Here is a 20,311-nt window from a genome sequence, read left to right as displayed (position 1 = left end):
CGCTGTTGAGTTCTCAAGGAACGGACGCTTCCTTTGTACTCACCGGAGAGACTCACTCTCTCGGCTTTCCTCCGGGCGCTTCCCTTCGGTGTTTCAAACTCTATCAGTGTTTTTCCGTCTCTCTGACCACCGCCCTGCAGACATGCAAAACGGACCCCGAGATAGGATCTGACAAGTTTGGGTGCTGCCCGGCCAACGACGCTCGGTCGCATCGCTCCGCCCCAGGCAGGAGTACGACTGTACACCGGCCCGGGAGCGGGTGCAAATCGCTCTTGCCGCGTTGCAAGGGCCGCCAACCCGTACGTCTCATGCGGAACCGGCAGTTCATATGACATACGCTGCTGCCCAGTGTGCCGTCCGGGACAGGCAGTGGCGGCCCCTTCGGATCTCCACCCCTGGGAGGCTTTCCATGACCACCGTGACGTCCCCTCTCGCCGGACGTGCGATCGGACTGGCCGCAGTGCCCGACCCCGTCTTCGCAGGCGCGATGGTCGGTCCAGGCATGGCGATCGACCCCGTACGTGAGCCCGTGGAGGCCGTCTCCCCCGTGGACGGCGTCATCGTGTCCCTTCATCCGCACGCCTTCGTCGTGGTGGACGGAGAGGGACACGGCGTTCTGACCCACCTGGGCATCGACACTGTGCAGCTGAACGGCGAGGGCTTCGAGCTTCTCGTCAACAAGGGCGACACCGTCACGCGCGGTCAGGCCGTCGTGCGCTGGAACCCGGCCGCCGTCGAGCAGGCCGGCAAGTCCCCGGTGTGCCCGGTGGTGGCGCTCGAGGCCACGGCCGACTCCCTGTCCGGCCTCCGTGAGGACGGCGAAGTGAAGGCGGGCGACCAGCTCTTCTCCTGGCAGTGATGCCGGCGCCGTAACTGAACGGCACAACACACAACCATCGCGGTGGCGGGACCCGCCGCATGATTCGGAGACGGGTGAGATGGAGACAACGCTGCGAGGCGTCGGTGTGAGCCACGGTGTGGCGATCGGCGAGGTTCGGCACATGGGGACGGCGGTGCTCGAGCCACCGGCGAAGCAGATCCCGGCGGAGGAGGCGGAGCGTGAACAGGGGCGCGCGCGCCAGGCCGTGGAAGCTGTGGCAGCCGATCTGATCGCGCGCGGCAATCTTGCGGGCGGCGAGGCGCAGGCGGTGCTGGAGGCCCAGGCCATGATGGCCCAGGACCCCGAGCTGATGGCCGACGTGGAACGTCGCATAGCCGTCGGCAGCACGGCGGAGCGGGCGGTCTACGACGCGTTCGCCGCGTACCGGGAGCTGCTGGCGGGCGCCGGGGAGTACCTCGCCGGGCGCGTGGCCGATCTCGACGACGTGCGGAACCGTATCGTCGCGCGTCTGCTCGGAGTGCCGATGCCGGGTGTGCCGGACAGCGACGAGCCGTACGTACTGGTCGCCCGGGATCTCGCGCCGGCGGACACCGCCCTGCTGGATCCGTCCCTGGTGCTCGGCTTCGTCACCGAGGAGGGCGGGCCGACCAGCCACAGCGCCATCCTGGCGCGGGCGCTCGGCGTTCCGGCCGTGGTGGCGCTGCCGGGTGCGGGTGAGCTCGCCGAGGGCACGGTGATCGCCGTCGACGGCAGCACGGGCGAGATATTCGTGAGCCCGAGCGACGAGAAGAAGGCGCAACTGGAGGCCGCGGCGGCGGAGCGCAAGGCGGCCCTGGCGGCCTCGACCGGGCCGGGTGCCACGGCCGACGGTCACAAGGTGCCGCTACTGGCGAACATCGGTGGTCCGGCCGACGTGCCGGCCGCTGTCGAGGCGGGCGCCGAGGGTGTCGGTCTGTTCCGTACGGAGTTCCTGTTCCTCGACGACAACAAGAAGGCGCCGTCCGAGGAGAAGCAGGTCGATGCATACCGGCAGGTCCTCGAGGCGTTCCCGGAGGGCCGGGTCGTCGTGCGGGTGCTGGACGCGGGTGCGGACAAACCGCTGGACTTCCTGACCCCTGCGGACGAGCCGAACCCGGCGCTGGGCGTGCGCGGTCTGCGGACGCTGCTCGACCACCCGGAGGTGCTGCGCACCCAGTTGACGGCGCTCGCGAAGGCCGCGGAGGGGCTGCCGGTCTACCTCGAGGTCATGGCGCCGATGGTCGCCGACCGCACCGACGCCAAGGCGTTCGCGGACGCGTGCCGTGAGGCCGGGCTGCGGGCGAAGTTCGGTGCCATGGTGGAGATCCCGTCGGCCGCGCTGCGGGCGCGCTCGATCCTGCAGGAGGTCGAGTTCCTGTCTCTGGGAACCAACGACCTCGCGCAGTACACGTTCGCCGCGGACCGCCAGGTGGGTGCGGTGTCACGTCTGCAGGATCCGTGGCAGCCGGCGCTGCTCGACCTCGTCGCGCTGTCCGCGGAGGCGGCGAAGGCCGAGGGCAAGAGCTGCGGTGTCTGCGGTGAGGCGGCGTCGGATCCGCTGCTGGCATGCGTGCTGACCGGTCTGGGTGTCACCTCCTTGTCCATGGGCGCTGCGTCGCTTCCCTATGTCCGGGCGACGCTGGCGAAGTACACGCTGGCGCAGTGCGAGCGTGCCGCGGCGGCCGCGCGTGCCGCGGACAGCGCCGACGAGGCGCGCAGGGCGGCTCAGACGGTGCTGTCCGGCGAGTAGTCGCACGCGCCGTCGCTCCGGCGTGGTCCGGTGAGGGGCGCTCCGCCTTCTGGTGGGGCGCCCCTCGCCCGTTCAATGGGTGTGGCCGGGTGTGAGGCCACCGTCTCCGAGGTCGGGCGGGGTGCAGTAGTCGACACCGGATTCGGGCGAGACCAGGTCACCGGACTCGATGTCGGTGCAGTAGGCGTCGAAGACCTCTGCGGCGGTGAGCGGTTCCAGTCGTTCGCCGCGCAGGCGCCACCCGTAGACACGGTCGGGGGTGCCGGGTGCTGTGGTGCGCATGACGAGGCCGCCGGCGCTGTGGGTGGCGATGCCGAGGGCGAGGACGCTGGTGAATTCCAGTGCCTCGGTCTCGTCGAGGTGGGCCGTGCCGTCGGGGTCCTCGTCCGCGTGGAGCACGGCGACGAGTGTCTCGGGTGCGGCCGAGACGCTGCACACGAGGTGTCGGTGCCCGGGGCTCGCGGTGTCGAGGATCCGGGCGATCAGGCGGGAGGCGTGCGCGAAGGCCGAGCGCCCGATGTCCTCGCCGCAGGAGGCGCACGCGCCCAGCCGGGCCAGCACGATGGTCGCGTACTGCCAGGTGGCCTGCCGTACTGCCTCGTCGATCAGGTCGGGGACGAGTTCGGCCAGGGGCTGTCCTTCGTACGGGAGGGTCGGTCCGGTGGCGGCCAGTTCCGCGGTGAAGCGGGTGCGGCTGGACGGGGCGTCCGGTTCCAGGCCGTTGTGGGCGCAGAACTCCGCGTACTCCTCGGGGTCGAAGAGGGCGACGGTCGTGTGGCCGCCCTGCGCGGCGAGGCTCCTGAGCAGGGCTTCCACCTGCTGCAGGTAGGTCGTGTGGTCGTCGAAGGTGAAGGTGCGGTAGCGCCGCATCGCGGTGAAGTCGTGTTCGTCGGTCAACAGGCCGATGGTGCCGGCGATCTCGCGGCGCAGGACGCGTCGCATGGTCCGTGGCTCGGTGTGCGGCATGATTCCCCCTACGTACAGTGATCTGTGCTCACTCACCGTAACGGGCGGCACTGACAACGGCCTGCCGGCCGAGGTGACCGGCAGGTCGTCGCGGGGGCTGGACGGGGTGCGTCAGGCGCGCTTGCGGGCCAGGTCCTCGTAGAAGTGGAGCAGGTCGAGGTTGTCGATGGAGCCCGGGTTGACGGCCTTTTCCAGCGGGGCGCCCTGCAGGAGGCGTTTGACCGGGACTTCGATGCGCTTGCCCGTGAGGGTGTGGGGGACGCCCGGGACTTCGATGACCTCGTCGGGGACGTGGCGCGGTGAGAGCTGTTCGCGGATGGTCTGCTTGATGCGGTTGAGCAGGGCGTCGTCCAGGACGGCCCCGGGGGCCAGGTGGACGAACAGGGGCATCCAGTAGCCTCCGTCGGGCTGTTCGATGCCGATGACGAGGGACTCCCTGATCTCGGGGAGGCGTTCCACGGCTTCGTAGATGTCGGCCGACCCCATGCGGACGCCCTGGCGGTTGAGCGTGGAGTCCGAGCGGCCATGGATGATCACGGAACCGCGGGAGGTGACGGTGATCCAGTCGCCGTGGCGCCACACCCCCGGATACATGGCGAAGTAGCTTTCGTGGTAGCGGCTGCCGTCGGGGTCGTTCCAGAAGCGGATCGGCATGGAGGGCATGGGGTTGGTGACCACCAGCTCTCCGACCTCGTCGATGAGGGGCTTGCCGCTGGGGTCCCAGGACTGCAGGTCGGTGCCGAGGCCGGGCGCCTGGAGTTCTCCGATGTACACGGGGAGAGTCGGTACGGCTCCCGCGAAGCACGAGCACACGTCGGTGCCGCCGCTGACGGAGGCGATCCACAGGTCGTCGCGGACCTCGTCGTGCAGCCAGGCGAAGCCGTCCGGTGGCAGCGGCGAGCCGGTGGTGGCCACGCACTGCACCCTTGTGAGGTCGTAGTCGCGGGCCGGGTGCACGCCCGCCTTGCGGCAGGCCATGACGTACGCGGCGGACGTGCCGAAGAGTGTGGCACCGGTGCGTTCGGCGACGCGCCACTGGGCGCCGGTGTCGGGGTGGCCGGGGCTGCCGTCGTACAGGACGATCGTGGTGCCCGTCAGCAGGCCGGAGACGAGGAAGTTCCACATCATCCAGCCGGTGGACGTGTACCAGAACAGGCGGCTTTCGGGGCCGAGGTCGCAGTGCAGACCGAGCTGCTTGAGGTGCTCGATCAGGATGCCGCCCTGGGACTGGACGATGGCCTTGGGCAGGCCTGTGGTGCCCGAGGAGTACAGCACCCACAGCGGGTGGTCGAAGGGGACCTGCTCGAAGACGGGCTCGACGTCCGCCGAGGTCAGGGCCGACCATTCCAGGGCGCCTTCGGGTGCCTCGGTGCCGAGGAGCGGGATGTGGACGACGGCTCGCAAGGTGGGCAGTTCGCGGCGGAGTTCGGCGACGGTCTCGCGGCGGTCGTGCTCCTTGCCGCCGTAGCGGTAGCCGTCGACCGTGATCAGGACGACCGGTTCGACCTGCTGGAAGCGGTCCAGGACGCTGCGGGCTCCGAAGTCGGGTGCGCAGGAGGTCCACACGCCTCCGACGGCGGCCGTGGCGAGGAGGGCGACGACGGCCTCGGGGATGTTGGGCAGGTAGCCGCTGACGCGGTCTCCGCGGCGTACGCCGAGGGCGCGCAGTTCGGCGGCCAGCGAGCCGACCTGGCGGCGCAGCTCGGACCAGGTGACCGGGCGGGGCTCGTGGGTCTCGTCGACGGCCAGCAGGGCGGGGTCGTCGGCTCGGGTGGCTGCCGCGCGCAGGGCGTGTTCGGCGTAGTTCAGGGTCGCCCCGGGGAACCATTCGGCGCCCGGCATGGAACGGTTGCCGAGCAAGCGCGCGTAGGGCGTGGAGAACCGTACGTCGAACCACTCCGTGACGGCCTTCCAGAAGGTCTCCAGCTCGTCCACCGACCAGCGGTGCAGCGCTGGGTAGCCGCCCTCGGCGGGTGCACCGTGGCGTTCGGCCGCCCAGGCCTGGAACCGGGTGATCTGTGCCCGGGCGATGCGGTCGGCGTCGGGCTGCCAGAGAGGCGTGGGGTTCGCTGAGGTCATGGGGCGGCTCCCGGACTGTACGCGTCGTGTGCGTGGTCCGCGCACGTGCTGGGGTGTGCGCGTCACGCGGCTGACACGGACGATGCCATGTGATCGACTTCTGCACCAGGGTGTGCCCCACATAGTCGGCATCGCGAAGCTGTGCTCAGAACACAGGTGAACGGCAGTTGAACGGTACCCCTGTACGAGGACGTCAGTGGCAGGGTGAGCAGCATGGACGGTCGTGACCTGGTGCGTTCGGTGAAAGCGGTCGGCTCGGTGGGTGCGGCAGGGGGCCTGCGCACCGTGCGGGCCGCCTGGCGCAGGCGGCGTACCGATGCCACCGGGTTGCCGCGGCGGGGCGCGGAGCGGGCACGGGTACCCGGGCCCGTGCGGGATGTGGAGCCCGGGCCGGGCGGGGGTGTCGTACGGTTCGCGCGCACCGAGCTGCGGGTCATGGTCGCCGTGAACGGGGCCGTCTTCTGGGGCTGGGACGGGGTGGCGCCAGAGCCGTCCTACGCTCTCGCGGGCCGCTGCCCCGAGCCGGATCCGCGGGCGGTGCTGGAGCCGGACAAGGACGGCGGCTGGCGTGTCGTGGCGGAGCGCGTCACGGTCGTGGTGTCGCGGCACGGAGCGATCGAGGTGTGTACGCCCGGTGGCGTGACCCTGCGCCGCGACCTGCCGCCCCGGTGGTGGGAGCCGGCGGGCGGGGACGGCGCGCGCTGGATGCAGCGGGCTGAAGTGGCGCCCGACGCGCGCTTCTTCGGGCTCGGCGGGCGGGTCGGGGGGCCGCGACTGCACGACGGGACGTACCGGCTGTGGAACACGGATCCGGGGCGGCCGTTCGGACCCGGCGACGACCCCCTGTACATCACCATGCCGGTGCAGATGGTGGTGGCCGACGCGGGCACGCATCTGGTCTTCCACGACACCTCGTGGGACGGCACGGTGACGTTGCGCGAGGGTGAGGAGGGTGCGGGCTCCGGGCACGACCGGGCGGGAGCCTGTGAGGTGCGGATGGACGGCGGGCCGCTGCGCTGCTGGGTGATGGTGGGCACCCCCGCGCGCGTGCTGAGCGTCTGGGCGTCGCTGACCGGGGCGCCGGCCGTGCCGCCGGCCTGGGCACTGGGGCACCATCACGCGCGGTGGGGCTTCGGCAGCGAGCAGGAGGTGCGCCGGATCGTCGCCGGCTACGCGGAGCACGGCCTTCCGCTCGATGCCGTCCATCTCGACATCGATCACCTCGACGGCCACCGGGTGTTCTCGGTCGACCGGGACCGCTTCCCCAAGCTGCCGGTGCTCGCCGAGGATATGCGCCGGGACGGGATCCGCCTGGTGTCGATCGTCGACCCGGCGGTCAAGGCCGAGCCGGGCGATCCCGTGTACGACAGCGGGCGCGCGAAGGACGCGTTCGTGCGGGACGCGTCGGGGCGACTGGTGGAAGGGGTCGCGTGGCCCGGTGAGACCGTCTACCCCGACTTCACGCACGCGCGCGTGCGTGGGTGGTGGGGCGGGCTCTACCAGGAGCGCCTCGCCCAGGGCTTCGCGGGGTTCTGGCACGACATGAACGAGCCGGTGTCGTTCACGGCCTTCGGCGAGAACACCCTGCCGCGCTCGGCCCGGCACGCGTTGGAGGGCCGTGGCGGCGACCACCGGGAGGCCCACAACGTGTACGCCCTGTGCATGGCGCGGGCCGCGTACGAGGGGCTGCGCGGCCTCGTCCCCGATCAGCGGCCGTTCCTCCTCTCGCGCTCCGGGTGGGCCGGCATGCAGCGCTACGGCGGGACCTGGTCCGGGGACGTGGCCACGGGCTGGCCGGGGCTGCGCGCCTCGCTGTCGCTGGTGATGGGACTCGGGCTGTGCGGTGTGCCCTACTCCGGGCCGGACGTCGGCGGCTTCGACGGGAGTCCGTCGCCGGAGCTGTATCTGCGCTGGTTCCAGCTCGCCTCCTACTTGCCGCTCTTCCGCACACACGCCAGTTCCCGCGCCGGGCGACGGGAGCCCTGGGAGTTCGGCGCCGACGTTCTGGAGCACGCGCGCGGGGCGCTCGCCGAGCGACGGCGGCTGCTGCCGTACTTCGTCACCCTGGCGCATCTGGCGCGCCGCACGGGTGCGCCCTACGTGCGGCCCCTGTGGTGGGGCGCGCCCGAGGACAGGGCGCTGAGGGACTGCGAGGACGCCTTCCTGCTCGGCGACAGCCTCCTGGTGGCACCGGTTTTGGACGCCGGCGCGGTCCGGCGGACGGTGTTGCTGCCACCGGGCCGCTGGTACGACGCGGTGAGCGAGGCGGTGTACGAAGGGCCGGGCCACGTGGTGGTCGACGCGCCCCTGGGGCGGATCCCGGTGTTCGCGCGCGCGGGCGCCGTCCTGCCCGTACGGGGCGCGGACGGGGATCTGGAGCTGGAGGTCTGGGCGCCCGCGCGGGGGCGGTCCGGGGGCGGGACGGTGGTGCCGGACGCGGGCGACGGCTGGGAGGAGCCTGAGATCGAGCGCTATGTGACGCGGTGGAAGGGGCGCCGGGTGGTGGTCCGGCGGGAGACGGACGAAGGCCGCAGCGATCCCGGGTGTCCGGTGCGGGTACGGGGCCTGGACCAGGCGTGACCCGGGCGGGACGCGCGCGAGGCTGTGCTGCGCGCGCGTCCCGCGTGAGCTCACACGTAGCGGCCCTCGAACCACCCCTGCACTGCCAGCGTGTGCAGGGGGAAGGCGAGTTCGGCGGGTCGGCGCAGGAGCTGCCAGCCCTCCGTCTCTTCCGTCCCGGTGGACGGTGGCAGGTCCGCGGCCGGACGCTCGGGGAGAAGCCCGAACAGCAGCAGGTGGCCGTCGGGCGAGCTCATCGCGTCGACGAGCCGCACATCGCGGGCGGCGGCGCCGATGCCGGTCTCCTCCTTCAGCTCCCGGACGACGGCATGTCTCCAGTCCTCCCGGTGGTCGATGAACCCTCCGGGCAGGGCGATGCCCCCGCGCGCGGGGGGGACGGTCCGGGTGATGACCACGAGGGACGTGCCCTTGGTGTCGTACACGGGCTGGAGGGCGACCGCGACGGGCAGCGGGTTGCGGTAGGCCACCGTGCCGCAGGCGGCGCAGGTGCGGGGCCAGCCGGAGATGCCCTCTCCGTAGGGCGCTCCGCAACTCGAACAGTGGGAATCCGGCGCGGAGTCGACGGCGGACGGGATCGGGGATTCGGACACGTGGCGGACTGTATCCGATCATCTGTGCGGCGTCTTCCGGGGGCGGCTCAAGGGGAGCACGTCAGCGACTTCATGGACACGGGGAAGTCGAAGTAGGTGTCCGGGTAGGGCTCCGGCTTGAAGGTGTAGTGCCACCATTCCTCGGCGAGGTTGACGAAGCCGAGGCCCTCGAGGGTGCGCTTCAGGAGCTGCCTGTTGGCGCGCTGCTCGCCGACGATCCGGGGGTCGTCCGTGTGGGCCAGGGTGTCGAAGCAGTCGAATCCCGTGCCCATGTCGACGGAGTTGTCGGGAAAGCGCTCGGCCTTCGGCGCGTAGCACGGCACGAGCGGCCGGCCGGGGACGTAGGGACGGGTCGGCCTGGCGGGCAGTCGGACGATCGTCAGGTCCATGGTGGATCCGCGGCTGTGCCCGGACTTCTCCGCGATGTAACCGTCCGCGAACAGGCGGGTCTTGTCGACCCGCGGATAGAACTCGCCCTTCATCCTCTGGTCGTCGAGGTCCTTGGCCCAGCGCACGAAGTGGTCGACGGCGCGTTGCGGCCGGTAGCAGTCGTAGACCTTGAGCGTGTAGCCCTCGCGCACCAGCTCGGTCTGTGCCTTGTGGAGCGCTTCGGCGGCCGGGCGGGTGAGGATGCACAGGGGCTGTCGGTAGCCGTCGATGCGCTCGCCGACGAAGTTGTGCGGGGTGAAGTACCGGATCTCCTCGAGGATCGTCGGGTCCACGGATCTCAGCGTGACGAAGTCCGAGGGCGCCTTGGGCTGCGGCGCGGCCGGGGCGGTGGTCGAGGCGGAGACGACGGCGAGGAGTGCGGCGAGCGCGGTGGCCAGGCTTCGTACGACGACCGAGATACGTGTCATGTCCCTTGCATTTATCAGTCGAGGTTCGGCGGGGGAAGGACGCCTGTGCCGTTCTGCGGCGCCTATGCCGATTTCCCGGAGCACGTGGCAGACTCCTGACGTTCCGTCAGATAGGTGCTCGGGAGGGGCCGTGTCACGCATCCGCACCCCCGTGATGGCCGGATGGTTCACGGGTGAGGGAGAAGGCTTCCGTCTTGTCGGCACAAGGTGCTCCGCCTGCCGGTCGGTGTTCTTTCCACGCCAGGACGCCTTCTGCCGCAACCCCGGCTGCGAGGGTGGCGACCTCGTCGAACTGTCACTGTCCAAACGGGGACGAATCTGGTCGTACACCGACACTCGTTACCGACCCCCGTCACCCTATGTGACGAATCCGGAACTTTCGTGGAAGCCCTACGCGTTGATCGCGGTGGAACTGGAAGCAGAGCGGATCGTGGTGCTCGGGCAGGCGGTTCCGGGGGTGGCCGTCGCCGATCTGGCGGTGGGCATGGAGGCGGAGGTCGTCCCCGGCGTGCTGCACGAGGACGCGGAGACGACCTGGACGACATGGAACTGGCGGCCGACGGGGGTGACGGGATGACGGACGACGTGGCGGTGCTCGGCGCGGGCATGCACCCGTGGGGCAAAGAGGGACGGGGCTTCGTCGCGTACGGGATCGTGGCCGCGCGGGCGGCGCTCACCGACGCGGGGGTCCACTGGCGGGACGTCGGTTCGATCGTGGGCGCGGACACCGTGCGGGGTGGTTATCCCGGGTATGTGGCGGGGGCGACGTTCGCCAAGGCGCTCGGCTGGCAGGGGGCGCGGGTGACGAGCGTGTACGCGGCGTGCGCCTCGGGGGCGCAGGCGGTCGACACCGCACGGGCTCAGATCCTTTCGGGGCTCGCGGACGTGGTGCTGGTGGTCGGCGCCGACTCGGCCCCCAAGGGGTTCTTCCGCCCCGCGGGCGGTGACCGGCCCGACGATCCGGACTGGCTGCGGTTCCGGATCCTGGGGGCGACCAACCCGGCGTACTTCGGTCTGTACGCCCGCCGCCGGATGGCCGTCCACGGGGACACGGTCGACGACTTCGCCCGCGTCAAAGTCAAGAACGCGGCCATGGGAGCACTCAATCCCAACGCCCGGTACCGCAAGCGGGTCACCGCCGATGAGGTCGCCGCCTCGGCGGTGGTCGCCGACCCGCTGCGGCTCCTCGACATCTGCGCGACCTCGGACGGCGGGGCGGCGCTCGTCCTGTCGAGCATGGAGTTCGCGCACCGGCACGGAGCGGCGCGACCGGTGCGGATCCGGGCGGTGTCCACGGTGACGCCGCGCTATCCCAACACCGTGCTGGACCTGCCCGACATCGCCACGGACTCGGCTGTGGCGGTCGAGCCGGCATCCGAGACGTTCCGCGCGTCGATCGCGCGAGCCGCCTACGAGGAGGCGGGGATCGGGCCCGAGGACCTCTCCCTCGCCGAGGTCTACGACCTGTCCACCGCCCTGGAACTGCAGTGGTACGAAGACCTGGGCCTGTGCGTACAAGGCGAGGGCGCCAAGCTGCTGAGAGAGGGCGCCACGGCGCTCGGCGGGCGCATACCCGTCAACGTGAGCGGCGGCCTGGCGTCCTTCGGTGAGGCCGTCCCGGCGCAGGCGATCGCCCAGGTGTGCGAGCTGACCTGGCAGTTGCGGGGTGAGGCGGGAGACCGCCAGGTGGCGGGGGCACGGATCGGGATCACCGCGAACCAGGGGCTGTTCGGACACGGGTCCGCGGTGATCGCGGTGCGGTGACCCGGCCACTCGTACGCTGCGTGACCACTCGGGAATGCTGTGTGAACAGGTCATGAACTGGGCCTCGGCAGGCGCCGACGACGCCATCATGCTCCCGTGCCCTCCTGGACGGACAGCATCCGTTTCGCCTTCCAGCCGGTGGTCAATCTGACGACCGGAGGGGTGGCGGCACTGGAGATCCTCGCGCGCCCGGAGACCGGCGATGTCCTCGCGCAGGCCCGCCGGGACCCTGAACTCGACGCCGGCCTGGCCGCCTTGGCGGTCGGCGCGGCGGCGCGGCAGGAGACGCTCCTGCCGCTGCACGTCAACGTGTTCGCGGCGACGCTCGCGGATCTCGGCGGCCTCACCGCCCTGCGGCAGGCCGTGCGCCAGGCGGGGCGGCTGCCGTGGGAGGTGACGGTCGACGTCGGTCCGCCGTACACGCACGTACCGCACCGGGCCCTGTTGGACGCCGTGGGCGTGCTGCGCGGCGAGGGTTTCCGGATCTGCGCGGACGGAGTCGGCGACGGCGACGCACCGCTGCGCCTGCTGGCGGACATGGCGCCGGATCTGATGAAGCTCGACGCGTCCCTGCTGACACGGCCGGCCGCGGTGCGGGCCATGCGGACGCTGTGCGAGCAGCTGGGCGCGTTGCTGTCGGTCGAAGGTGTGGAGACCGAGACGCAGTGTGCGGCGGTACGGGCGGCGGGCGCGCAGTTGGCACAGGGTGATCTGTTCGCGCCGCCGTCCCGGCGGCCTGCCGTGGACGTATACGTTCCGGTGACGGTCCCTTCCGTGCCGGCGACCCCGCGTACCGGGCCGTCGGTGCGGCAGTTCCTGCGGCCCGCCGCGCTGCTGCCCGCGACGGCCTCGGCGGGTCAGGTGCGGGCACTGCTCACCGGCTCACCGGAGGTGTCCGGAGTGCTGCTGGTGGACCGGGCCGGGGTACCGGTCCGATCGGTGCACCGTTCGCGGTTCCTGCTGTCGATGTCGGGGCGGTACGGGCATGCGCTGTACGCCGACCGCCCCGCCGCGAAGCTGGGTGATCCGCCGCGCACGGTCGGCATCGGCGCCACGGCCTGGGAGGTGCTCGACGTGGTCGCGGACGGCGAGCGGGACCGCACCTCGGACGATGTGGCGGTGGTCGACCTCCACGGGCGGTGTGTGGGCGTCGTACGGCTCGCGGACCTCGTACGGGCGCTGGCCGAGAGCCGGGTCGAGGAGGCGGCGGGACTCAATCCGCTGACCCGGCTGCCCGGGTCGGACGCGATCACCGGTGAGGTGGACCGGCGGATCGCGGACGGACGGGTGTTCGCGCTGAGCTGGCTGGACGTCGACCACTTCAAGCAGGTCAACGACGGGGCGGGGTTCGCCGCCGGGGACGAGCTCATCCGTGCGGTCGGGCGGGCGTTGCAGGGCGCGGCGTCGGGGAGCACCCGGGTGGGGCACATCGGCGGGGACGACTTCCTGGTGCTGGCCGATCCGGAGGGGCTCGATCCGCTGGCGGCGTCGGTGCTGGGCGCCCCTTGGTCGGCGGGCGGGCGCACGGTCACGCTGTCGCTGGCCACGGTCCTGTGCACACCCGGCAGCGTGACCGACCACCGTCAGGCGGCAGCGTGTCTGGCCCCCCTCAAGCAGGCGGCGAAGGCGCTGAGCGGCGCGAGTTGGGTCCTGGGCCGGGCCGGTCTACCGGGCCACGAGATCCGCCGCGGCTCGCTCCCGGCTCCGGCCCCGGCGGGCGTCCCGGGCGGCCGCTGACACCAGGCCGCACCACCCGCCTGCTCTCCCCGATCCTGCGGATGCCTACCCACCGTTTACGTCACCTGCCTTGACGCTCCGTGGGTGCGGGAGAAAACTTCCGGATGTCAGTCGGCATCGCCGCATTCGGGTGTATTCGGGTCTTGCGACCCGAGGCCCACACCGGCACCAACGGGTTGTCCCCCACGGGCGGTTCCGCTGCACAGGCACGCTCGTCGCGGACGCCGGGCGGGGTTCGGGACCCTCCCTGCCTTCGGCTGAAGTCGCCAAGGGAAACGCAACCCTGCACGGAGGACCGACACGGGGCCGGACGGACCCCGGGCGAGGGCCTAGGAGCCGCCATGACGCATGCAAGCATCTTCGTCGGCGAGTTGATCGGCACGGCCATACTCATCCTGTTCGGCGCGGGAGTCTGCGCCGCCGTCACACTGCACTACTCCAAGGCCAAAGGCGCGGGCTGGGTCGTCATCGCCTTCGGCTGGGGCTTCGGTGTCCTCGCGGGCGCCTACACCGCCGCCCCCAAGTCCGGCGGACACCTCAACCCGGCGGTGACCATCGGCCTCGCCATCGCCGGCATCACCAAGTGGGAAGACGTCCCGTACTACCTGCTGGGCCAGATGGCGGGCGCGATCCTCGGCGCCGTGCTGACCTGGCTCGTCTACTTCACCCAGTTCCAGGCGAACGCCGAGGAGGACAGGGCCCAGCCCACCCTCGGGATCTTCTCCACCGCCCCGGAGATCCGCAATCCGGTCGCCAACCTGATCACCGAGATCATCGCGACCGTGGGTCTGGTGCTGCCCATCCTGTTCTTCGGCAAGAACCTCGGCACCGGTATCGGCATCATCCCCGGCACGACGGCGTACGGCTCGGGCATCGGCATCCTGCTCGTCTCCCTGCTCGTCGTCGGCATCGGCCTCTCCCTCGGCGGGCCCACCGGATACGCGATCAATCCCGCCCGGGACCTCGGCCCGCGCATCACCCACGCCCTGCTGCCGATCCCCAACAAGGGCGGGTCGGACTGGGGCTACGCCTGGATCCCGGTGGTAGGACCGCTGATCGGCGGTGCGCTGTCGGCCCTTGTGTACAAAGCAGCCTTCTGACCCTTTGACGAAGGGGACGTCATGACGGACCACGACCGCAAGTACGTCGCCGCTATCGACCAGGGCACCACGTCCAGCCGCTGCATCGTCTTCGACCACAGCGGCGGGATCGTCGCCGTGGACCAGCGTGAACACCGCCAGATCTTCCCCAAGCCGGGCTGGGTGGAGCACGACGCCACGGAGATCTGGTCCAAGGTGCAGGCGGTGGTCGCGGGCGCGATCGCCAAGGCCGGGCTGCGCGCCGACCAGATAGCCGCGCTCGGCATCACCAACCAGCGCGAGACCACGGTCCTGTGGGACCGCGCCACGGGCAAGCCGGTGCACAACGCGATCGTCTGGCAGGACACCCGGACGGCCGCGCTGTGCAACGAACTCGGCGGCCCCGACGGGCAGGACCGTTTCCGCGAGCAGACCGGGCTACCGCTCGCGAGTTACTTCTCCGGGCCCAAGGCGGCCTGGCTGCTGGACAACGTGCCCGGACTCAGGGCCCGAGCCGAGCGCGGCGAGATCGCGTTCGGCACCATCGACTCCTGGCTGATCTGGAACCTGACCGGCGGCACGGACGGCGGACGGCACGTCACCGACGTCACCAACGCGGGGCGCACGATGCTGATGAACCTCCAGACGCTCCAGTGGGATCCCTCCATCCTGTCCGCCATGAACGTCCCGGAGGCGATCCTCCCGGAGATCAGGTCCTCCTCCGAGGTGTACGGGACCGCCGTGGGCCAACTCGCGGGCGTCCCCGTCGCCTCCGCGCTGGGCGACCAGCAGGCGGCGGTGTTCGGGCAGGCCTGCTACGACGTGGGGACGGCGAAGAACACCTACGGCACGGGCAGCTTCCTGCTGCTCAACACCGGCAACCGGCCGGTGCCGTCGAAGAACGGGCTGCTGACGACCATGGGATACAAGATCGGTGACGAAGCGCCGGTCTACTGCCTGGAGGGGTCGATCGCGATCACCGGTGCGCTGGTGCAGTGGTTCCGCGACCAGCTCGGCATCATCCGCACCGCGGACGAGATCGAGACACTGGCGGCGAGCGTCGACGACAACGGCGGGGCGTACATCGTGCCCGCCTTCTCCGGCCTGTTCGCCCCCTACTGGCGCTCCGACGCGCGCGGGGTGGTCACCGGGCTGACCCGCTACGTCACCAAGGCACACCTGGCGCGGGCGGTGCTGGAGGCGACGAGCTGGCAGACACGTGAGGTCGTGGACGCCATGTACCAGGACTCCGGGGTGCCGATCACCACCCTGAAGGTCGACGGCGGCATGACGAAGAACAACCTGCTGATGCAGCACCAGGCGGACGTGCTCGGCGTGCCGGTGATCCGGCCGAAGGTCTCCGAGACGACCTGCCTGGGCGCCGCGTACGCGGCCGGCCTCGCCACCGGGGTGTGGAACGACCTCGACGAGCTGAAGTCGCACTGGCAGAAGGACGTCGAGTGGACGCCCGCCATGGAGGCATCGGTCCGCGACCGGGAGTACCGCAACTGGCGCAAGGCCGTGGAGAAGAGCTTCGGCTGGCAGGAGGACGAGACGGACTGACCCGCACGTCGACGCGCGCGTGCTTCTCGCATGAGCCATGCGCGCGTGCGTCTCGCCTGAGCCACGCGCGCGTGCGCTACGGCGGCTCGTACTCCGGTCGGCGGGGGTACGGGCCGCCCTGCGTGTCCGCGGGATCAGGTGGCAACGCTCGCGCGGCCGTCGGCCGTGTGCGTCCCGGCGTGCCGGACGACCTCGATCAGCACCTCCTTGACGGACTCCCGCTCGCGGGCGTCACAGAGGACGACCGGTACGTCCTCGTCCAGGTCGAGGGCCTGCCGTACGTCCTCGGCGGGGTGGCGGACCGCGCCGTCGAAGCAGTTGACGGCGACGGCGAACGGGATGGAGCGGCGCTCGAAGTAGTCGACCGCGGCGAAGCAGTCCTCCAGGCGGCGGGTGTCCACGAGGACGACGGCGCCCAGGGCACCGGTGGCCAGTTCGTCCCACAGGAACCAGAAGCGGTCCTGGCCGGGCGTCCCGAACAGGTAGAGCACCAGGTCCTCGCGGAGGGTGATGCGGCCGAAGTCCATGGCGACGGTGGTGGTGTGCTTGCCCTCCACGCCACGGGTGTCGTCCACCGGGCGGCCCGCCTCGGTGAGCACCTCCTCGGTACGCAGCGGCCTGATCTCGCTGACCGCGCCGACGAGGGTCGTCTTGCCCACGCCGAAACCGCCGGCCACGAGGATCTTGAGCGTGACGGGCTCGACCGGAGGCTTGCCGCGCTCACTGCGCCCGAAGATCATCGTTCTCTTCTCCTGCTCGACTGGGATCGGACGGCGGCGGTCCGTAACCTCCGCCGCCGGGGGTTTCGATGACGAGCACGTCGCCCGGACCGACGTCTGCCGCATCACTGCCCGCGAGGCGCACCACGGTCCCGTCCGCGCGCTCCACCCGGTTGGCGCCGAGTGATCCGGGCCTGCCGCCCGCCATGCCGTAGGGCGGGATCCTGCGGTGCTGGGAGAGCGTGGAGACGGTCATGGACTCCCGGAAGCGGATGCGGCGCACGGCACCGTCCCCGCCGCGCCATCGTCCGGCGCCGCCGCTGCCGCGGCGCACCGCGAACTCCTCGAGCAGGACCGGCAGCCGCCACTCGAGGACCTCCGGGTCCGTCAGGCGCGAGTTGGTCATGTGGGTCTGCACCACAGGCGCGCCCGGGAAGCCGTCACCGGCGCCGGATCCGGAGGCCACCGTCTCGTAGTACTGGTACCGGTCGTTGCCGAAGGAGACGTTGTTCATGGTGCCGGAGCCCTCGGCCTGCACCCCGAGCGCGGCGTACAGGGCACCGGTGATGGCCTGGGAGGTCTCGACGTTCCCGGCGACGACGGCGGCCGGGGACCGGGGGGCCAGCAGGCAGCCGGGCGGGACGATGATGTCGAGGGGCCGCAGACAGCCGTCGTTGAGCGGGATGTCGTCGGCGACCAGAGTCCGGAAGACGTACAGGACGGCGGCGTTCACCACCGACAACGGCGCGTTGAAGTTGGTCGGGAGCTGCGCGGACGTGCCGGTGAAGTCGATGGTCGCGCAGCGGCTTGCGCGGTCGACGCGGACCCGGACGCGGATGACGGCGCCGGAGTCGGTCTCGTAGGCGTACTCGCCGTCGTCCAGGGCGTCGATGACGCGGCGCACGGCCTCCTCGGCGTTGTCCTGGACGTGCTTCATGTACGCCTGCACCACGTCGAGCCCGAAGTCCTCGATCACACGGCCGACTTCGTCGACGCCTTTGCGGTTGGCGGCGATCTGGGCGCGCAGGTCGGCGAGGTTGGTCTTCGGGTTCCGTGACGGGTGGCGCGCTTCGGTCAGCAGACGGAGGGTCTCCCCTTCGCGGAAGCGGCCGCCCTCGGCGAGCAGCCAGTTGTCGAAGAGGACGCCTTCCTCCTCGATGGTGCGGCTGCGCGCCGGCATGGAGCCGGGCGCGATGCCGCCGATCTCCGCGTGGTGACCGCGGGAGGCGACGTGGAAGAGGATCCGGTCACCGTCCGTGTCGAAGACGGGTGTGATGACGGTGATGTCGGGCAGGTGGGTTCCGCCGTGGTAAGGGTCGTTGACGGCGTAGGTGTCGCCCGGGCGCATGCTGTCGCCGCGCCGGCGGATGACCTCCTTGACGCTGGTGCCCATCGAGCCGAGGTGCACGGGGATGTGCGGGGCGTTGGCGACCAGGTTGCCCTCGGGGTCGAAGAGGGCGCAGGAGAAGTCCAGACGTTCCTTGATGTTGACGGACTGGGCGGTGGACTCGAGGCGGGCGCCCATCTGTTCGGCGATCGACATGAACAGGTTGTTGAAGACCTCGAGCAGGACCGGATCCACTTCTGTGTCCGCGCGGGAACTCTCCGTAATCGCCATGCGTTCCATGACCAGATGCCCGTCGTCTCGAGCCACGGCACGCCAGCCGTCGTCGACGACGGTCGTCGCACTGGCCTCGGTGATGATCGCCGGTCCGGTGACGGCTTCGCCGGGCGGCAGATGCTCCCGGCGGTGGAGAGGTACGTCGCGCCAGGCGCCGCCCGTGTGGAGGCGGACGGTCTCGGGCGCGGCGCGGTGGCCTTCGTACGGGGCGAGGGCGGAGAGATCGGGGGGTTCGGTGACGCCGGTGGCTTCCACGGAGAGAGCTTCGACGACGATCGGGCGGTCGAGCGTGAAGGAGTACGTCGCGCGATGACGTTCTTCGAAGGCGTGCCGCATCGTGCCGGGTTCGGTCAGCTCGACGGTGAGCGCGGTGTCGGTGCCGTCGTAGCGCAGCTGGGCGCGGCGGGTGACCCGGATGCGGTCCTCGGGCACGTCCTCGGCGAGGAGTTCGGCGCGGGCTGCGCTCTCGAGGTCGTCGGCGGTCTTCAGGACGGCGGGCATCGAGGCGGGCTCCAGGGGTGCCTCGACGGACTGTTCGCGCATGGCGGTGGTGTCGGCGAGCCCGATGCCGAGCGCGGAGAGGACTCCCGCCATGGGCGGTACGAGGACGGTGCGGATGCCCAGGGAGTCGGCGACCAGACACGCGTGCTGGCCGCCTGCCCCGCCGAAGGTGGTGAGCGCGTAGCGGGTGACGTCGCGGCCTTTCTGCACCGAGATCCGCTTGACGGCGCCCGCGATGTTGGCGACGGCGATCTGCAGGTAGCCCTCGGCGACCTGCTCGGGAGTGCGGTCGTCCCCGGTCCGCTCGCGGATGTCGCGGGCGAGGGCGGCGAAGCGCTCCCGGACGAGCGCGTCGTCCAGGGGCTGGTCTCCGTCGGGGCCGAACACGCGCGGGAAGTGGGCGGGCTGGATGCGCCCGAGCATCACGTTGGCGTCGGTGACGGTCAGCGGGCCGCCACCGCGGTAGCAGACGGGTCCTGGGTCCGCGCCCGCCGAGTCCGGCCCTACTCGGTAGCGGGAGCCGTCGAAGTGGAGGATCGAGCCGCCGCCCGCCGCGACCGTGTGGATGTCGAGCATGGGGGCTCGCAGCCGCACTCCGGCGATCCGCGTGGTGAAGACGCGTTCGTACTCGCCGGCGAAGTGCGAGACGTCCGTGGAGGTGCCGCCCATGTCGAAGCCGATGACACGGTCGTGACCAGCGAGCTGCGACATCCGTGCCATGCCGACGATGCCGCCCGCGGGCCCGGACAGGATGGCGTCCTTGCCGCGGAACTGTCCGGCCTCCGCCAGCCCGCCGTTGGACTGCATGAACATCAGCCGCACGCCGCGCAGTTCGTCGGCGACGTGCTGGACGTAGCGGCGCAGGACGGGCGAGAGGTAGGCGTCGACGACGGTCGTGTCGCCGCGCGGCACCAGTTTCATCAGCGGGCTGACCTCGCTGGACAGCGAGATCTGCGGGAAGCCGGTGCGGGTGGCGAGCTCGCCGATGGCCCGCTCGTGGGCGGGGTGCAGATGGCTGTGCATGCAGACCACGGCGATCGCGCGGATCCCGTCGCCGTACGCCTCCCGCAGCGGCCCGGCGAGGGCGTCCAGGTCGGGGGCGCGCAGGACGGTGCCGTCGGCGGTGATGCGTTCGTCGACCTCGACGACCCGCTCGTACAGCAGCTCGGGCAACTCGATCGCGCGGGCGAAGATGTGCGGGCGGTTCTGGTAGGCGATGCGCAGGGCGTCGCGGAAGCCGCGGGTGATGACGAGGAGGGTGCGTTCGCCCTTGCGTTCCAGCAGGGCGTTGGTGGCGACGGTGGTGCCCATGCGGACTGCGTCGACGGGGCCCCCGTCCTCGAGGAGTGCGCGTACGCCCGCGACGGCGGCGTCCGCGTACCGGTGGGGGTTGTCCGACAGCAGCTTGTGGGTGAGCAGCCGGCCGTCCGGGCGGCGCGCGACGACGTCGGTGAAGGTACCGCCGCGGTCGACCCAGAACTGCCAGCCCGTGGTCACGTCCGTCTCTCCGATCGCGCTGCTCGGAACCCTGCCCGCAGGTCGGTGATCGGCCCGCTGCGGTGGGTGGCCGACGATCACTTGGATCATATCGGGACGGGGGTTGCGGCGCCGGTCCGCGCCTGGGAGGGCACGTCGGCGCCGCCCGC

Annotated in this window: 14 protein-coding genes; 8 read left to right on the top strand and 6 right to left on the bottom strand. The window is 71.1% G+C overall.

Translation table 11 applies throughout. The features are described 5' to 3' along the window. The first annotated feature begins 409 nt into the window (after positions 1-409). Together ACIRC0_RS32850 and ptsP are read left to right on the top strand one after the other, a co-directional pair. Positions 410-859 carry a PTS glucose transporter subunit IIA gene (locus tag ACIRC0_RS32850; RefSeq protein WP_403623535.1) on the top strand — a complete coding sequence of 150 codons (450 nt, stop codon included), beginning with the start codon at positions 410-412 and terminating at the stop codon, positions 857-859. A gap of 79 nt (positions 860-938) precedes the next feature. Continuing rightward, positions 939-2,609, top strand: a complete 1,671-nt coding sequence (ptsP, locus tag ACIRC0_RS32845) for a phosphoenolpyruvate--protein phosphotransferase (protein ID WP_403623532.1) — start codon at positions 939-941, stop codon at positions 2,607-2,609. Between the two features lie 72 nt (positions 2,610-2,681). On the opposite strand, the gene ACIRC0_RS32840 is transcribed toward ptsP, so the two are convergent. Then, positions 2,682-3,575, bottom strand: a complete 894-nt coding sequence (locus ACIRC0_RS32840; RefSeq protein ID WP_403623530.1) for a hypothetical protein — start codon at positions 3,573-3,575, stop codon at positions 2,682-2,684. A 111-nt stretch (positions 3,576-3,686) separates the two neighbouring features. Continuing rightward, positions 3,687-5,654, bottom strand: coding sequence for an acetoacetate--CoA ligase (locus ACIRC0_RS32835; protein ID WP_403623527.1), 1,968 nt, complete (start codon positions 5,652-5,654; stop codon positions 3,687-3,689). A gap of 213 nt (positions 5,655-5,867) precedes the next feature. Here ACIRC0_RS32835 and ACIRC0_RS32830 point away from each other — a divergent pair, with 213 nt between their 5' ends. Then, positions 5,868-8,234: a glycoside hydrolase family 31 protein gene (locus tag ACIRC0_RS32830; protein ID WP_403623524.1), complete on the top strand. Its 2,367-nt coding sequence runs from the start codon at positions 5,868-5,870 to the stop codon at positions 8,232-8,234. A 50-nt stretch (positions 8,235-8,284) separates the two neighbouring features. Here ACIRC0_RS32830 and ACIRC0_RS32825 read toward each other — a convergent pair whose 3' ends face one another. Continuing rightward, positions 8,285-8,824 (bottom strand): NUDIX domain-containing protein, encoded by a 540-nt coding sequence (locus tag ACIRC0_RS32825; protein ID WP_403623521.1) that lies wholly within the window; start codon positions 8,822-8,824, stop codon positions 8,285-8,287. Between the two features lie 47 nt (positions 8,825-8,871). Next, positions 8,872-9,681 (bottom strand): M15 family metallopeptidase, encoded by an 810-nt coding sequence (locus ACIRC0_RS32820; RefSeq protein ID WP_403623519.1) that lies wholly within the window; start codon positions 9,679-9,681, stop codon positions 8,872-8,874. Between the two features lie 151 nt (positions 9,682-9,832). On the opposite strand from ACIRC0_RS32820, the gene ACIRC0_RS32815 reads away from it, so the two are divergent. From ACIRC0_RS32815 to glpK, 5 genes are all read left to right on the top strand, one after another. Next, the gene (locus ACIRC0_RS32815; RefSeq protein WP_403623565.1) at positions 9,833-10,258 is read left to right on the top strand and encodes a Zn-ribbon domain-containing OB-fold protein; all 426 of its coding nucleotides are present in this window, start codon (positions 9,833-9,835) and stop codon (positions 10,256-10,258) included. Next, a complete protein-coding gene (locus ACIRC0_RS32810; protein WP_403623516.1) occupies positions 10,255-11,445 on the top strand; it encodes a lipid-transfer protein in 1,191 nt (396 codons plus the stop codon). Before ACIRC0_RS32815 ends, ACIRC0_RS32810 begins: the two co-directional genes overlap by 4 nt. Before the next feature lie 96 nt (positions 11,446-11,541). Continuing rightward, entirely contained in the window at positions 11,542-13,182 is a 1,641-nt protein-coding gene (locus tag ACIRC0_RS32805; protein WP_403623513.1) for an EAL domain-containing protein, read from the top strand. Between the two features lie 341 nt (positions 13,183-13,523). Then, positions 13,524-14,282 carry an MIP/aquaporin family protein gene (locus tag ACIRC0_RS32800; RefSeq protein ID WP_403623510.1) on the top strand — a complete coding sequence of 253 codons (759 nt, stop codon included), beginning with the start codon at positions 13,524-13,526 and terminating at the stop codon, positions 14,280-14,282. Positions 14,283-14,303: 21 nt separating this feature from the next. Beyond that, a complete protein-coding gene (gene glpK / locus ACIRC0_RS32795; protein WP_403623507.1) occupies positions 14,304-15,824 on the top strand; it encodes a glycerol kinase GlpK in 1,521 nt (506 codons plus the stop codon). 134 nt (positions 15,825-15,958) lie between these two features. Here the strand turns inward: glpK and ACIRC0_RS32790 are convergent, their stop codons facing one another. After that, the gene (locus ACIRC0_RS32790) at positions 15,959-16,564 is read right to left on the bottom strand and encodes a GTP-binding protein (RefSeq protein ID WP_403623504.1); all 606 of its coding nucleotides are present in this window, start codon (positions 16,562-16,564) and stop codon (positions 15,959-15,961) included. Next, entirely contained in the window at positions 16,545-20,162 is a 3,618-nt protein-coding gene (locus ACIRC0_RS32785; protein WP_403623500.1) for a hydantoinase B/oxoprolinase family protein, read from the bottom strand. Before ACIRC0_RS32785 ends, ACIRC0_RS32790 begins: the two co-directional genes overlap by 20 nt. Positions 20,163-20,311 lie beyond the last annotated feature (149 nt).

Source organism: Streptomyces sp. NPDC093984, assembly GCF_044764595.1.
In the GTDB taxonomy this organism is placed as follows: Bacteria; Actinomycetota; Actinomycetes; order Streptomycetales; family Streptomycetaceae; genus Streptomyces; species Streptomyces cynarae.
This window is presented reverse-complemented; position numbering and strand designations above follow the sequence as displayed.